Source organism: Pantoea sp. SGAir0180, assembly GCF_043546245.1.
In genome coordinates this window covers 3,806,861-3,821,553 of record NZ_CP028071.1, presented here as the reverse complement: position 1 = coordinate 3,821,553, position 14,693 = coordinate 3,806,861, and the positions used below count along the sequence as shown (strand labels likewise).

12 protein-coding genes and 1 rRNA gene are annotated in these 14,693 nt (G+C 52.0%); 6 read left to right on the top strand and 7 right to left on the bottom strand.

Annotated features, from left to right (window positions below):
- Window positions 1-218 precede the first annotated feature (218 nt).
- The 3 genes from glnA to glnG all read left to right on the top strand — a co-directional run bounded on the left by glnA (window position 219) and on the right by glnG (window position 4,289).
- Window positions 219-1,628: a glutamate--ammonia ligase gene (glnA, locus tag C1N58_RS17885; protein WP_006121331.1), complete on the top strand. Its 1,410-nt coding sequence runs from the start codon at window positions 219-221 to the stop codon at window positions 1,626-1,628.
- 194 nt (window positions 1,629-1,822) lie between these two features.
- On the top strand, window positions 1,823-2,872 hold the full coding sequence (gene glnL / locus C1N58_RS17880; protein WP_033738029.1) for a nitrogen regulation protein NR(II): 1,050 nt from the start codon (window positions 1,823-1,825) through the stop codon (window positions 2,870-2,872).
- Window positions 2,873-2,879: 7 nt separating this feature from the next.
- Window positions 2,880-4,289 carry a nitrogen regulation protein NR(I) gene (gene glnG / locus C1N58_RS17875; protein WP_006121329.1) on the top strand — a complete coding sequence of 470 codons (1,410 nt, stop codon included), beginning with the start codon at window positions 2,880-2,882 and terminating at the stop codon, window positions 4,287-4,289.
- A gap of 36 nt (window positions 4,290-4,325) precedes the next feature.
- Here the strand turns inward: glnG and hemN are convergent, their stop codons facing one another.
- Window positions 4,326-5,699 carry an oxygen-independent coproporphyrinogen III oxidase gene (gene hemN / locus C1N58_RS17870; protein WP_394564386.1) on the bottom strand — a complete coding sequence of 458 codons (1,374 nt, stop codon included), beginning with the start codon at window positions 5,697-5,699 and terminating at the stop codon, window positions 4,326-4,328.
- A 235-nt stretch (window positions 5,700-5,934) separates the two neighbouring features.
- Entirely contained in the window at window positions 5,935-6,453 is a 519-nt protein-coding gene (yihI, locus tag C1N58_RS17865; RefSeq protein ID WP_394564385.1) for a Der GTPase-activating protein YihI, read from the bottom strand.
- A gap of 551 nt (window positions 6,454-7,004) precedes the next feature.
- Here yihI and yihA point away from each other — a divergent pair.
- Entirely contained in the window at window positions 7,005-7,640 is a 636-nt protein-coding gene (gene yihA / locus C1N58_RS17860; RefSeq protein WP_006121326.1) for a ribosome biogenesis GTP-binding protein YihA/YsxC, read from the top strand.
- A 366-nt stretch (window positions 7,641-8,006) separates the two neighbouring features.
- On the opposite strand, the gene polA is transcribed toward yihA, so the two are convergent.
- The 4 genes from polA to C1N58_RS17840 all read right to left on the bottom strand — a co-directional run bounded on the left by polA (window position 8,007) and on the right by C1N58_RS17840 (window position 13,134).
- Window positions 8,007-10,790, bottom strand: a complete 2,784-nt coding sequence (gene polA / locus C1N58_RS17855) for a DNA polymerase I (RefSeq protein WP_394564384.1) — start codon at window positions 10,788-10,790, stop codon at window positions 8,007-8,009.
- 381 nt (window positions 10,791-11,171) lie between these two features.
- A complete protein-coding gene (gene dsbA / locus C1N58_RS17850) occupies window positions 11,172-11,801 on the bottom strand; it encodes a thiol:disulfide interchange protein DsbA (RefSeq protein WP_006121321.1) in 630 nt (209 codons plus the stop codon).
- A gap of 25 nt (window positions 11,802-11,826) precedes the next feature.
- On the bottom strand, window positions 11,827-12,813 hold the full coding sequence (locus C1N58_RS17845) for a serine/threonine protein kinase (protein WP_006121320.1): 987 nt from the start codon (window positions 12,811-12,813) through the stop codon (window positions 11,827-11,829).
- Between the two features lie 45 nt (window positions 12,814-12,858).
- Window positions 12,859-13,134, bottom strand: a complete 276-nt coding sequence (locus C1N58_RS17840; protein ID WP_006121318.1) for a YihD family protein — start codon at window positions 13,132-13,134, stop codon at window positions 12,859-12,861.
- Window positions 13,135-13,205: 71 nt separating this feature from the next.
- Between C1N58_RS17840 and mobA the strand changes: the two genes are divergently transcribed.
- Both mobA and mobB read left to right on the top strand, forming a co-directional pair.
- Window positions 13,206-13,796: a molybdenum cofactor guanylyltransferase MobA gene (mobA, locus tag C1N58_RS17835; RefSeq protein WP_033738021.1), complete on the top strand. Its 591-nt coding sequence runs from the start codon at window positions 13,206-13,208 to the stop codon at window positions 13,794-13,796.
- Complete coding sequence (gene mobB / locus C1N58_RS17830; protein ID WP_033738020.1) at window positions 13,778-14,287, top strand: molybdopterin-guanine dinucleotide biosynthesis protein MobB; 510 nt, start codon at window positions 13,778-13,780, stop codon at window positions 14,285-14,287. The genes mobA and mobB overlap by 19 nt, the downstream gene beginning before the upstream one ends.
- Before the next feature lie 271 nt (window positions 14,288-14,558).
- Here mobB and rrf read toward each other — a convergent pair.
- Window positions 14,559-14,674: ribosomal RNA gene (gene rrf / locus C1N58_RS17825) — 5S ribosomal RNA — on the bottom strand.
- Between the last annotated feature and the right edge of the window lie 19 nt (window positions 14,675-14,693).

Sequence of the window (14,693 nt, the reverse complement as noted above, 5' to 3'; positions counted from 1 at the left end):
TGCACGTCTTTTATGACAAAAAGGTGCATGACAGCGCGATTTTGTGCAAAGAAATAAAGTTGGCACAGAATTCGCTTTGTATTATCCAGATGAAAACGACGTAAGACAACGGTTGCAGAGCTGGTCGGGATCAGACTGAGGTATGGCTGACACATGTCGCACATTTCCTCACCCGGTTCTCACCATGTAGACAATGACCATTTCCAGGAGAGTTGAGTATGTCCGCTGAACACGTTCTCTCGATGATGAACGAGCACGAAGTTAAGTTTGTTGACCTGCGTTTTACCGATACCAAAGGTAAAGAACAGCACGTTACTATTCCGGCTCACCAGGTTAACGCTGACTTCTTCGAAGAAGGCAAAATGTTCGATGGCTCTTCCATCGGCGGCTGGAAAGGCATTAACGAATCAGACATGGTACTGATGCCGGATGCAACCACGGCAGTTATGGATCCGTTCTTTGAAGATTCAACACTGATCATTCGCTGTGACATCCTTGAGCCTGGCACCATGCAAGGCTATGACCGCGATCCACGCTCTATCGCAAAGCGCGCTGAAGACTATCTGCGTTCTTCAGGCATCGCTGATACCGTTCTGTTTGGACCCGAGCCAGAATTCTTCCTGTTCGACGATATCCGTTTCGGTTCGTCAACCTCTGGTTCACACGTCGCTATCGATGATATCGAAGCGGCCTGGAACACCGGCAAAGAATACGAAGGCGGTAACAAAGGTCACCGTCCAGGTCTGAAAGGCGGCTACTTCCCGGTTCCACCGGTCGATTCATCACAGGACATCCGTTCTGCTATGTGTCTGACAATGGAGCAAATGGGTCTGGTTGTTGAAGCTCATCACCACGAAGTTGCGACAGCGGGCCAGAACGAAGTGGCAACCCGCTTCAATACCATGACCAAAAAAGCTGACGAAATTCAGATCTACAAATATGTTGTGCACAACGTGGCGCACGCTTACGGCAAAACGGCAACCTTTATGCCGAAGCCAATGTTTGGTGACAACGGTTCAGGTATGCACTGCCACATGTCTCTGTCTAAAGGCGGACAAAACCTGTTCTCTGGTGACAAATACGGCGGCCTGTCTGAAACCGCGCTGTTCTACATCGGCGGTATCATCAAGCACGCAAAAGCAATCAACGCCCTGGCCAACCCAACCACCAACTCTTACAAGCGTCTGGTTCCGGGTTATGAAGCACCGGTTATGCTGGCTTACTCTGCCCGTAACCGTTCTGCATCAATCCGTATCCCGGTTGTTGCCAGCCCGAAAGCACGTCGTATTGAAGCGCGCTTCCCGGACCCAGCGGCTAACCCGTACCTGGCGTTTACTGCACTGCTGATGGCTGGCCTGGATGGCATCATCAACAAAATCCATCCTGGTGATGCGATGGATAAAAACCTGTATGACCTGCCACCGGAAGAAGAAGCTGAGATTCCAAAAGTTGCAGGTTCACTGGAAGAAGCGCTGAATGCACTGAACGAAGACCGCGAGTTCCTGACCCGTGGCGGCGTCTTCACTGACGACGCGATCGATGCTTACATCGAGCTGCGTAAATCAGAGAACGACCGTGTGCGCATGACGCCACACCCGGTTGAGTTCGAACTGTACTACAGCGTCTAATTTCAGAGTCAGCAAAATGGGTGCCGCATTGAAAGATTGCAATTGCGGCACGCTTAACCTGAAACGTTTTTTTGTTGCCGTGGAAACTTTAGCCCATCTTCGGATGGGCTTTTTTCTCCGCGAATTCATCGTTCATTCGCTTTAATTCCGGCTTAAAGACTACAATGCACTAAATTAGTGCAGAGGAACGCTGTATGGCAACTGCCTCCCTGCCCGACGCCGGGCAGATTCTCAATACCTTAATCAACAGTATTTTGTTGGTGGATACCGATTTGGCGATCCATTATGCCAACCCGGCGGCACAGCAATTACTGGCGCAAAGCTCACGTAAATTGTTCGGCACGCCGTTACCTGAATTAACCGGCTACTTTTCGCTGAATGTCGAGGTCATGCGCGAGAGTCTTGAGGCGGGCCAGGGCTTTACTGACAGCGAAGTTACTCTGGTCGTGGATGGCCGGGCGCACATTATGTCGCTCACGGCACAGCGCCTGCCTGATGGGTTGATTCTGCTGGAAATGGCACCGATGGATAATCAGCGTCGCCTGAGTCAGGAACAGCTGCAGCATGCTCAGCAGGTGGCCGCACGCGATCTGGTCCGCGGGCTGGCCCATGAGATTAAAAACCCGCTAGGTGGATTGCGCGGCGCGGCGCAGCTTTTGTCACGCGCCCTGCCGGACCCTGCCCTGAATGAATATACCAAAGTCATTATTGAACAGGCAGACCGCCTGCGAAATCTGGTTGATCGCTTACTGGGGCCGCAACAGCCCGGTATGCATATTACCCAGAGTATTCATCAGGTAGCGGAACGTGTCGTTAACCTGGTTTCGATGGAGCTGCCAGAAAACGTATCGCTGGTTCGCGATTACGATCCCAGCCTGCCGGAATTACCGCACGATCCCGATCAGATTGAGCAGGTTTTGCTGAACGTCGTGCGCAATGCGCTGCAGGCGTTAGGCGAAGACGGCGGCACAATCGTGATTCGAACCCGTACAGCCTTCCAGTTAACACTGCATGGCACACGTTATCGTCTGGTTGCCCGCATTGATATCGAAGATGACGGCCCCGGTATTCCAGCCCAGCTACAGGATACGCTGTTCTATCCAATGGTAAGCGGACGGGAAGGCGGTACCGGCTTAGGCCTTTCTATTGCCCGTAGCCTGATTGATCAGCATTCGGGAAAAATTGAGTTCAACAGTTGGCCGGGTCATACCGAGTTTTCGGTTTACCTGCCTATTCGCCAGTGAGGTTTCTATGCAACGAGGGATAGTCTGGATCGTCGATGACGATAGCTCCATCCGCTGGGTGCTTGAACGCGCGCTCACTGGAGCCGGTTTAAGCTGTGCCACTTTTGACAGCGCGAACGACGTGCTCAATGCACTCGCAACAAAAACCCCGGACGTTTTATTGTCTGATATCCGTATGCCGGGTATGGACGGGCTGGCTCTGCTAAAACAAATCAAACAGCGCCATCCCATGCTTCCGGTTATCATCATGACAGCGCATTCCGACCTGGATGCCGCGGTAAGCGCCTATCAGCAAGGCGCGTTCGATTACCTGCCCAAACCGTTCGATATCGACGAAGCGGTCGCGCTGGTTGAACGTGCCATCAGTCACTATCAGGAGCAACAGCAGCCACGTAATCAACCGGTAAGCGGCCCCACCACCGATATTATCGGTGAAGCGCCCGCCATGCAGGACGTGTTCCGTATTATTGGCCGTCTCTCCCGTTCGTCGATTAGCGTGCTGATCAACGGGGAATCGGGTACAGGTAAAGAGTTGGTAGCGCACGCACTGCACCGCCACAGTCCTCGCAGTAAAGCGCCGTTTATTGCCCTCAACATGGCGGCGATCCCTAAGGATTTAATTGAGTCGGAACTGTTTGGCCATGAAAAAGGGGCCTTTACCGGTGCGAATCAGATTCGTCAGGGACGTTTTGAACAGGCCGACGGCGGGACGCTGTTTTTAGATGAAATTGGTGATATGCCGCTGGATGTTCAGACGCGCCTGCTGCGCGTACTGGCAGACGGGCAGTTTTACCGCGTCGGTGGCTATGCACCGGTCAAAGTGGACGTGCGCATCATTGCCGCTACGCACCAGAACCTTGAACTGCGGGTACAGGAAGGCAAGTTCCGTGAAGACTTGTTTCACCGCCTGAATGTCATCCGCGTGCATTTGCCGCCGCTGCGTGAGCGTCGTGAAGATATTCCCCGTCTGGCCCGTTATTTCCTGCAGGTGGCCGCACGCGAGCTTGGTGTGGAAGCCAAGATCCTGCATGCGGAGACCGAGACCGCACTGACCCGTTTGCACTGGTCGGGTAACGTGCGTCAGCTGGAGAATACCTGCCGTTGGTTAACGGTGATGGCCGCCGGTCAGGAAGTGCTGATTCAGGATTTACCACCGGAGTTATTCGAATCCAGTACGCCGGAAAGCCCCACGCAGTCGCTTCCCGACAGCTGGGCAACCCTGCTGGCACAATGGGCCGATCGTGCCTTGCGTTCCGGTCATCAAAACCTGCTGTCAGAAGCACAGCCGGAAATGGAACGCACGCTTCTGACGACTGCACTGCGCCACACGCAGGGTCACAAACAGGAAGCCGCGCGTTTGCTGGGTTGGGGAAGGAATACGCTGACGCGTAAGCTGAAAGAGCTGGGCATGGAATAAGCCATTCCGCCGGAACAGCCAGTGCTGTTCCGGCGGTTAAATCACACGCGAATAAAGCTGTGGTTGCGTCTTTTGTCGCAGATAAGCATCAAAACACATACAAATATGGCGAATCAGCAGTCGTCCTGTTCCTGTCACCTTCAGGCCTGTCGCGTTTTGCACCACCAGCCCATCCGCAATCAGCGGTTTTAACCGCGCCAGCTCTTCGGCAAAATAGCTGTCGAAGGTGATATTCCACTGCGTTTCTGTCGCGCTGAAATCGAGCGCAAAGTTGCAGATAAGCGTTTTGATCACATCGCGGCGCAGGCAATCGTCCTGACTGAGCGTGAATCCCCGCCATAAGGCATGGCCCTGTTTTTCAACCTGTCTGTACCAGTCATTCAGGCTTTTCTGGTTTTGCGCGTAGCGATCGCCGATCATGCTAATGGCGGAGACGCCCAGACCGAGTAAATCGCAGTCGCTCTGGGTGGTATAACCCTGAAAATTGCGGTGCAGGTTCCCCTCGCGCTGAGCCACCGCCAGCTCGTCCTGCGGTTTAGCAAAGTGGTCCATACCGATGAACTGGTAGCCATGCCGGGTCAGCGTTGTAATGCTCTGCTGCAGGATGGCCAGCTTCTGTTGCGCCGAGGGCAGTTCATTTTCTTTAATTTTTCGCTGTGCGGCAAAGAGTGACGGAAGATGCGCATAGTTAAAAACGCTCAGCCGATCGGGATCCAGCGCGATAACCCGCTGCAGTGTAAAAGCAAAGCTTTCCGGCGTTTGCAGCGGCAGACCGTAAATCAGGTCGATGCTGGTTGAACGAAACCCCTGCTCACGTGCCCGTGCCATCAGGGCAAAAATCACGTCCTCATCCTGCACCCGATTAACTCGTTCCTGCACCGCCTTGTTAAAGTCCTGTACGCCCATGCTCAGGCGATTAAAACCGCACGTCCGGAGATGATCGATCATCTCCAGTTCAATTTCACGCGGATCGACCTCGATCGACATCTCCGCGTCATCCTCGAAGGTGAAATGCTGTTTCAGCAGCGCCACCAGCCGGCTAACCTGCTGCTTATTCAAAAATGTTGGCGTGCCGCCGCCCCAGTGCAGTTGAGTGACGCGACGATCACGAAACAGTGGCGCGCGGGCGACAATCTCCCGTTCCAGCGCGTTCAGATAGCGGTCGGCTTTATGTAAGTGACGCGTGACAACCTTATTGCAGCCACAGAAATAGCACAGGCGATGACAGAACGGGATATGAACATAGAGCGACAGCGCGCGTTGCGGATAACGTTCAGTGGCACGGTGAAAATCAGCGTCTGTAAAGGTCTCGCTGAACGCTAGCGCGGTGGGATAAGAGGTATAGCGCGGACCCGCCGCATTGTATTTTTCAATTAATGCCTGGTCCCAGTCGATTTGTGTCGCTGACATGCTGACTCCTTCCGTTTACCTCGCTGTGGGAAAGGCCGCGATGCAGAAGGAAAGAGAGGAGTGCGGGAGGAAACCCGCCGTAAACGCTGCTTCAGACGCGACAGTCGTTGTAGTTTAAACAATAACCACAGGAGATAACATGTCATCAAAAGCACGAAAATTGATCCAGGCCAAAACATTGTCGTTTACCTGTTAATCCAGGCATGCGCATTTACGCATGCCGATCAAAGACGGCTTAATTCCCTTTAAGCAGGCGGTACATATCTTCTTCCGCCTCCGGATCGTCTTCCTCGTCCATCGCGATGCCGAGCTGTTCCATCAGTTCATCAATGCGATCCAGCGTGACATCAAGCCAGCCCTGATCCTCAGATGACAGCGTTTCGCCTTTCTCAAGGCGGTCCAGTAGCGCATCAAGACGCTCGCTGTTCTCTAACTGCGCCAGTTCTTCTTCCGGTGTCAGCACCACTTTCTGCTTCGCCGGTTTTGCCGTCACTTTTTTGGTTTTTGCGGGTGCAGCGTTGTCGTCAACGATTAACGACACCGGCTTTTTACTGCCGATACGCGGATCTTTTGCCGGGGCCGCTTGCTTACCGTTGCTGCTCTGCGCTTGCGGGTTAGCACGGCTGCCTGACGCATGGCCACGATGCTTTTTATCGCGTTTACGATCGCGCGCTTCGTTATTGATCTCTTCACGCGATTTACGTTTTGCTTTGGCGACAGGCTTGCCCTTCGTCGCGCTTGCAGGTTGCTTCATAATCTTGGGTTCCGGTGTTTTTTATTCAGTATAGAATTGCGGCGAAATCTAGCAGAAACCAGACAAAGAAAAAAGGCGACAGCTCAAGCTGTCGCCTTATTTCATACCTTCGGCAGAAGGAATCATGTTTCAAATCCGTTTCGGCTCACAACATCCCGGTTAATCCTGCGCCTGCTCAACTCCGGAGCTCATCCTTTTCCTTTTCTGGTCCGCAATCCCTGACCATTTCCTTTCCTGTCGCTCTTCGTTATCCCAACGTTCCTGAGCGCATCATCCTGATGAATGCTGTCCTGCATTGCTGAATAATGTAGACCAATTGGTAAAAGGCTCAAGTAATACTTGTATGGTGTTTGAGCGAAAAACCTGTACTTTAGTATAATGCACTGAATTTTAATCATTTATTTTTTTAATTTTTTAATTAAAAAGCGACATAACCTGCAAGATTTATGGCAAATGTCTTACAGGGAGCCCTGAACAATGGTATTGAGCACTTTCCCGCCATAATGCGTATAATCAGCGCCATTGCCCTAATGCGTTTCTGGAGTACTACCTTGTCTGAACTGAATTACCATGTCACCCGCTTCATCCTTAGCGCGCCTGATATCCGCCATTTACCTTCTGATACCGGCATTGAAGTGGCGTTCGCTGGCCGTTCTAATGCGGGGAAATCCAGCGCTTTAAACACGTTAACCAACCAAAAAAGCCTGGCGCGTACCAGTAAAACGCCCGGTCGTACGCAGTTGATTAACCTGTTTGAGGTGGCCGAAGGTAAGCGCCTCGTCGATCTACCCGGTTATGGCTATGCCGAAGTACCGGAAGAGATGAAACTCAAGTGGCAGCGGGCACTGGGAGAATATCTGCAAAAACGCCAGGCATTAAAAGGCCTGGTAGTACTGATGGATATTCGTCACCCTCTTAAAGATTTGGATCAGCAAATGATTCAGTGGGCCGTTGACAGCGGTATTCCTGTTTTACTGCTGCTGACGAAAGCCGACAAGCTCGCATCTGGCGCACGTAAGGCCCAGCTTAATATGGTGAAGGAAGCCTCGCTGGCTTTCATGGGAGATGTGCAGGTGGAGGTGTTCTCATCGCTGAAAAAGATTGGCGTTGATAAAGTGCGCCACAAGCTGAATAGCTGGTTTAGTGAACTGGAACCCGCAGTGGACGATCAGGACAGTGACGCGTAAGGCCGGGCAAAAAGCCCAATAAAAAACGCCCCAGTCACAGAATGACTGGGGCGGCTAAATTCAGCCAAATCCGATTACGTGAAGTAAAAGGTCTGAAAGATAGAACATCTTACCTCTGTACCCTACGCCTCGAACTTTACCTGATTTTTTGTGAGCAACAAAGGTTTTTTTGTTACTCCCATTCATTTTCCGCCACTTTTTTTACTATGCTCGTCACAAAAATGAAGATGACATGTAGTTAAATTATCAAAAAAATGGTGGAGGCAGAGTCAGTCATTCCTTCATGATGCTGAGAAAACCTGAATGGTTGAACGGGCAACGTTTCTCACCGGGCGCTAACGCATCACGTCAGCGCTGGTTGCTTACCTAGTGTGCCTGCTCCCAGTTATCCCCTACCCCAACTTCAACCAGTAAGGGCACATCCAGCGCCATACTGCCTTCCATTAGCGTACGAATCTGCTTACTGGCCGCTTCAACGGCCTCCTCTTTGATTTCGAACACCAGTTCATCGTGCACCTGCATAATCATCTTCACTGCGTCGCTTCGCTGTTCCTGTAACCAGTTATCAACCGCGATCATCGCGCGTTTAATGATATCGGCCGCCGTTCCTTGCATGGGGGCATTGATTGCGGCGCGTTCTGCCGCTTTACGTCGTATCGCATTGCTGGACTTGATGTCAGGCAACCACAGGCGACGCCCGTCCAGCGTTTCGACATAACCGTTACTCGCGGCGAGCTGACGGGTATTTTCCATGTAGCGCAGGACGCCTGGATAGCGCTCGAAGTACAGATCCATATATTTCTTCGCCTCACCTGCACCGATATTCAGCTGGCGGGATAAGCCAAATGCACTCATACCGTAGATGAGACCAAAATTGATGGCCTTCGCGCTGCGACGTTGTTCACCCGTCACCTTACTGAGCGGTACGCCAAACACTTCCGCTGCGGTAGCCCGGTGGATATCTTCTCCCTGCGAGAACGCGTCCAGCAGGCCTTTATCCTGCGACAGATGGGCCATGATACGCAGTTCAATCTGCGAGTAGTCCGCCGCGACGATGCGGTTGCCTTTGCCTGCTACGAAGGCCTGGCGAATGCGCCGTCCTTCGTCATTCCGCACCGGGATGTTTTGCAGATTAGGATCGGTAGATGATAAACGTCCGGTCGCGGTGACGGCCTGATGGTAAGACGTATGCACGCGGCCGGTTACAGGATTGATCATCAACGGCAGCTTATCGGTGTACGTGGACTTGAGTTTTGACAGCCCACGGTGCTCCAGAATGACTTTCGGTAATGGATAGTCCAGCGCCAGCTCTGCCAGCACTTCTTCGCTGGTCGACGGCGCACCACCCGGCGTTTTCTTGGTGGGCTTGATGCCCTGCTTTTCAAACAGGATGACCTGCAGCTGCTTCGTGGAAGAGAGATTAAACGGCTCGCCCGCCAGTTCATGCGCTTCACGTTCCAGTTCAGCCAGGCGCGCTGTCAGCTCTTTTGAGTGCTGCGCTAAGATGGCCTGATCGATCAACACGCCATTACGCTCAATGCGCGAAATGACCCTGAGCAACGGCATCTCGATCTGTTCGAACACCTTTTTCGGGCCGGCTTCTTTCTCAAGCTCAGGCCACATCTTCAGGTGCAACTGCAACGTGACGTCAGCATCTTCTGCCGCATAATGCGCAGCCTGCTCAAGGGCAATCTGATTAAACGTAAGCTGATTTTTACCCTTACCGGCGATCTCTTCGAAGGTGACCGTTTTATGATTCAACCAGCGTGCCGACAGGCTGTCCATATCATGCTTGCCCACCACACTGTTCAGGATGTACGACTCAAGCATGGTGTCATATTTAATGCCTGCTAACTCAATATCGTAGTTCTTAAGGACACCGCGATCGTACTTGAGGTTTTGCCCCACTTTGCTCACATCAGGATCTTCCAGCAGCGGTTTGAGCTGTGCGAGCACCGCATCGCGATCAAGCTGTTCGGGCGCATCAAGATAATCATGCGCGACAGGAAGATAAGCCGCTTCGCCTGGCGCGATGGCGAAACTGAGACCCACAATGTTGGCTGTTAACGTGTCCAGCGCATCGGTTTCAAGGTCAAACGCGAAAACGTCGCTTTTTTTCAGTTTCTCAACCCAGTTGTCCAGCGTTTGCTGATCCAGGATGGTGACATAACCCTCGGCAGACAAGACGCTTGAGGCTTCCGCCTTTACAGGCTCATCGACAAGAACCTGTTGGGCCTGTCGGTTGCTTTTCTTACCCTGTAGCCATTTTCCCTCTTGCAGGTCGTTCAACCAGCGCCTGAACTCGTAACGGCTAAACAGCGCCTGCAAGGCCTGAATATCCGGTTCACCGACGGTAAGCGCCTCACAAGGCTGATCCAGCGCCACATCCGTTTTAATGGTCGCAAGTTGATAGGAGAGAAACGCCACCTCGCGGTTTTGTTCCAGCTTTGTGGCCATAGTTTTGGCACCACGGAATGAAAGATCGGCAACTTTATCGAGATTATCGTAGATCGACTGCATCCCTCCCAGTCCCTGTAGCAGGGCCTGAGCCGTTTTTTCACCCACGCCTGGTACGCCTGGAATGTTATCTGAGCTGTCGCCCATCATCGCCAGAAAATCGATGATCAAGGCGGGTGGCACACCATACTTTTGCTCAACTTCTTCCGGCCCAAGAATGGTGTTAGTCATCGTATTGATTAACGTTATCGCTGGCGTCACCAGCTGCGCCATATCTTTGTCGCCCGTACTGATAAGGACAGAGTAACCCTTTTTTTCCGCTTCTAACGCCAGCGTACCAATCACATCATCCGCTTCGACACCGCTGACGGCCAGCAGAGGCAATCCCATCGCACGCACCATTTCGTGTAACGGCTCAATCTGTGACCGCAGATCGTCGGGCATGGGCGGGCGATGAGATTTGTAATGTTCAAACAGCTCATCCCTGAAGGTTTTGCCTTTAGCATCAAACACCACAGCAACATGTGTAGGGCTGTATTGAACCAACAGGCTTTTAAGCATGTTCAGCACGCCATACATAGCACCGGTAGGCTCTCCTGCACTGTTCGTCAGCGGCGGGAAAGCGTGGTACGCGCGATAAAGATAGGATGAGCCATCAACCAAAATCAGGGGGTTTTCTGCTATTTGCGCCATATGTCTGTGTATTCTTCGTTGCCATGGATTGGTCTATAAGGATGCCACACCTTGGCGAAAAGGGTTAATCAAGACAAACGGGAAGTTGTCTTTTTGGTGCTGTAGCCTTTTAGATCGTAACGATCTTCCTGTGGATAACTTTGTGCGTAAAAATCATATCAATCATTTATTTATATCATAGCGATCCCGGCCAGCAATGATACTTCTTTAAAATTAGTAACTTAAAACAAAACCGTGATGTGATCGTGATTTTTGACGGCATGTCTGCTTGTGTGGATAGAAAAACTGTGCTTCTCCAGTCCAGCAGAGATAAGGTGAGTGATGGCAAAAGAAAACGCCAGCGAATGCTGGCGTTTTGCGGAAGATGATAGCAAAAAACGCTTATTTCTTTTCGACCAGGAATTTAACAACGTTGGCATAATCCGCCACGAAGTTTTCCATTGAGCTCGTATCCAGTCCACCATTATTAACCATGTATTTGCCGTTAATAAAGATAGCGGGAACACCGCGCAGATCCACATCAGCGGCCGCTTTTTGCTGCTGGGCAACCAGCGCTTTTACTGCAAAGCTGTTCCAGGCCGAATCATATTGCTCAGAGGTAATGCCTGCGGCTTTGATGAAAACGTCTTTCAGACTGGCGGGATCGGTAATGGTCTGGGTTTTCTGAATACCGTCGAAAATAGGTGCCGTGACTTTATCTTCAACCCCCAGCGCCATGGCCACAGCCCATGCGTGCGTGACAACCGGCCCCAGCTCGCCGCCCAGGAAATCAACATGGTATTTAACCATTTTGGTATCCGCTGGCAGGTTCTTTTTCACCGCATCACTGACATGATAGATTTCTTCAAACTGGTAGCAGTGAGGACAGAAAAATGAGAAAAACTCCATGACCTGCGGTTCACCGGCAACCGGCTTAGGCAGGCTGACATATTGTTTACCTTCAGAGAATTGTGCAGCAGATGCGCTGAAGGCCAGCACCAAACCCATCAGTGCAAAAAATATTTTCTTCATTGGGGAAAACTCTCCTGACTTGTCATTAAAATTGCGGGGTCAGCTGCAACGGGGGTTCCCGCAACACCTTTTCCTGCTCGATAAACTGCAAAATTTGCCTGCGCCAAAAATCCTCATCGGTCATCCAGGGAAACGCGCGCGGAAAGGCGGGGTCCTGCCAGCGGCGAACAACCCAGGCCAGATAATAAATCATGCGCATCGCACGTAAAGGTTCAATCAGTGACAATTCGTTAATATCGAAATCACTGAATTCACTATAGGCTTCCAGCAGAATATCCCACTGGATCCGCTGCTCCTGCTTATCGCCGCTGATCAACATCCACAGATCCTGAACGGCCGGGCCATTGCGGGCATCGTCGAGATCGACAAACAGGGGGCCGTCCCGCCACAGGATATTGCCTGGGTGGCAATCACCATGTAATCGTAACGGCTGCCAGTTGTCGTGCCAGCATTGACGGAGTGTCATACCCAGCTTATCGACGGCCTCTGACAATGCACTGCGCAGCGACGCGGGCACAAGTTCAGCGTTTGCCAGCACATCCCGGGGCTGATCCAGATATTCATCAAGTCCCATTGAGGGGCGATGCCGGAACAGATTTTTTCGGCCAGTTTGATGCATGCGGCCCAGGAAGCGCCCAACCCATTCCATCTGATCGTCGTTATCGGTTTCATATTGTCGGCCCCCGAGGCTGGGGAAAACCGCAAAGTAAAAACCCGCATGCTGTTGCAACGTATTACCCTTAAGAACCAGGGGCGCAGCAATGGGCACTTCATCGCCGAGTAAATCGTGAGAGAACTGATGCTCCTCAGTAATCTGCTCAGCAGACCAACGCTGTGGTCGGTAAAACTTGGCCACATAGCGCTGCCTGTTATCATCGCTAAACTGATAAACGCGGTTTTCGTAGCTGTTCAGGGCAGTAAGACCGGAGTCTACCCGAATACCTGTTTCCCAAAGCGCATCAAGCAGGACATCTGGATTGAGCGTTTGAAAATTAAAGGCGGCATCACTCATGGTTATCCCTGTGCTTATCTTTACTGTGAACGGCTAAGGATAACACTACTCATCATTTTTAATGACTCCACGTGCACGCAGCAGCGCCGTTTTAAAATCAACTTCATAGTCTTTTTTCAGTCCGGGAATCTGATCATGGCTGGCAGAATCACGCATTTTTAGATGATAAATCAATATGTCATCGCTTAATTCACTTAATGGGCCAACGAAACCGGACGCCTGGGCCAGTTTTTGTAAAAATGCCAGCAGGTTAAGATCAGGTTCTTTTTCCCAGGCAGGTTGCAGGAGTTCGAGCAGTTCACTCAGCCGATGCGTTTTCATGATGATTCCTTTATGCAGGTGGTCCGCTGCCGCAATGTGAGTATCGTCCAGATTTGAGTCAGGAGACGAAAATGACAGCAATTACCGGGGTAATCCTTGCAGGTGGACAAGGTCGCCGTATGGGAGGACAGGATAAAGGGTTAATAATGCTGCAAGGTAAACCACTTTATCAGCATGTTCTTCAGCGGTTAAAGCCGCAGGTAGACATTGTGTTAATAAGCGCCAACCGTAACATTGATCGTTATCAGATAAGTGGTTGTCAGGTCGTGGCTGACACCATGCAGGACTATCCCGGACCACTGGCAGGTATGCTGAGCGGTTTGCGAAACAGTCCTACTGAGTGGGTTGCGTTTTGCGCGTGCGATACACCTGATATTCCCGGCGATTTTGTTGCGCGTCTTTGGCAGCAGCGTAACAGCGCACCTGTTGTCTGGGTGCAGTCATCCGAACGTGATCATCCGACTCTGGCGCTGATGAATCGGGCGCTGATCGGCGATCTTGAAGCGGGCTTGTTACGTGGTGAACGCAGGCTTATGCAATTTATGCGTGAACAGGGTGGACATCCCGTACTGTTCAGTGATGCGGAATCAGCTTTCCGCAATATTAATACGCCTGACGACCTGGTTAATCGGGAGAAATCATCATGCCCGTCCCGTTATTAGCGATTGTCGCCTGGAGCGGAACCGGTAAAACCACGCTGCTTGAGCAGGTTATACCGCTGTTGAAAGCGCAGGGAATACGAGCAGGACTGATCAAACATACGCATCATCAGATGGATGTTGATACGCCAGGTAAGGACAGCTATCGGCTGCGAAAAGCCGGTGCCGATCAGGTTATTGTCGCCAGCGATCGGCGCTGGGCGATGATGTGTGAAACGCCAGAGCAGCCCGTTAGTCTAAGGGCGTTAGCCTCACGAATGGATAGTACGCAACTGGATTTGGTGCTAGTGGAAGGCTTCAAAGATGAGCCCGTGCCCAAAATCGTGCTTTGGCGATCGGGTGTTAAAGGGGAGTTGGTCGATCTGCTGGATGAGCATGTCGTGGCGGTTGTCACTGACGACCTTTCGCGTAAGCCGGATGTGCCTACCGTGGATATGAACCAGCCCGGAGAGATTGCTGCGTTTATCATGACATGGCTGGAAAAGGCCAGTTAAGGGAACGAGATACAGGGCGCGTTATCTCTGACAGGTATCGGCTGAGACGTCGTATGGGGTTGTACGAGGGCGGCGTCGGAAGATGAATGGTATGACGGTTACGCATACATGCAGAGGCAAGGTAAACGGTCAGGGCAGGACCAGGGAGGAGACCGGCAGGCAGCAACAGAGATCTGTGAAGCCCGCAGAGGTCCGGCAGGCCACGCCCTCCCCGGACGGCGGACGTAAAAAAGCCCCGTACTTCCGTACGGGGCTTCTTCACCTGATTGATGCCTGGCAGTTCCCTACTCTCGCATGGGGAGACCCCACACTACCATCGGCGCTACGGCGTTTCACTTCTGAGTTCGGCATGGGGTCAGGTGGGACCACCGCGCTACAGCCGCCAGGCAGATTCTGTCTGCCGCAC

What these genes read in the sequence shown, in the direction of transcription:
- glnA (WP_006121331.1), top strand. Translation starts at nt 219, where the DNA reads ATGTCCGCTGAACACGTTCTCTCGATGATGAACGAGCACGAAGTTAAG.
- glnL (WP_033738029.1), top strand. Translation starts at nt 1,823, where the DNA reads ATGGCAACTGCCTCCCTGCCCGACGCCGGGCAGATTCTCAATACCTTA.
- glnG (WP_006121329.1), top strand. Translation starts at nt 2,880, where the DNA reads ATGCAACGAGGGATAGTCTGGATCGTCGATGACGATAGCTCCATCCGC.
- hemN (WP_394564386.1), bottom strand. Translation starts at nt 5,699, where the DNA reads ATGTCAGCGACACAAATCGACTGGGACCAGGCATTAATTGAAAAATAC.
- yihI (WP_394564385.1), bottom strand. Translation starts at nt 6,453, where the DNA reads ATGAAGCAACCTGCAAGCGCGACGAAGGGCAAGCCTGTCGCCAAAGCA.
- polA (WP_394564384.1), bottom strand. Translation starts at nt 10,790, where the DNA reads ATGGCGCAAATAGCAGAAAACCCCCTGATTTTGGTTGATGGCTCATCC.
- dsbA (WP_006121321.1), bottom strand. Translation starts at nt 11,801, where the DNA reads ATGAAGAAAATATTTTTTGCACTGATGGGTTTGGTGCTGGCCTTCAGC.
- C1N58_RS17845 (WP_006121320.1), bottom strand. Translation starts at nt 12,813, where the DNA reads ATGAGTGATGCCGCCTTTAATTTTCAAACGCTCAATCCAGATGTCCTG.
- C1N58_RS17840 (WP_006121318.1), bottom strand. Translation starts at nt 13,134, where the DNA reads ATGAAAACGCATCGGCTGAGTGAACTGCTCGAACTCCTGCAACCTGCC.
- mobA (WP_033738021.1), top strand. Translation starts at nt 13,206, where the DNA reads ATGACAGCAATTACCGGGGTAATCCTTGCAGGTGGACAAGGTCGCCGT.
- mobB (WP_033738020.1), top strand. Translation starts at nt 13,778, where the DNA reads ATGCCCGTCCCGTTATTAGCGATTGTCGCCTGGAGCGGAACCGGTAAA.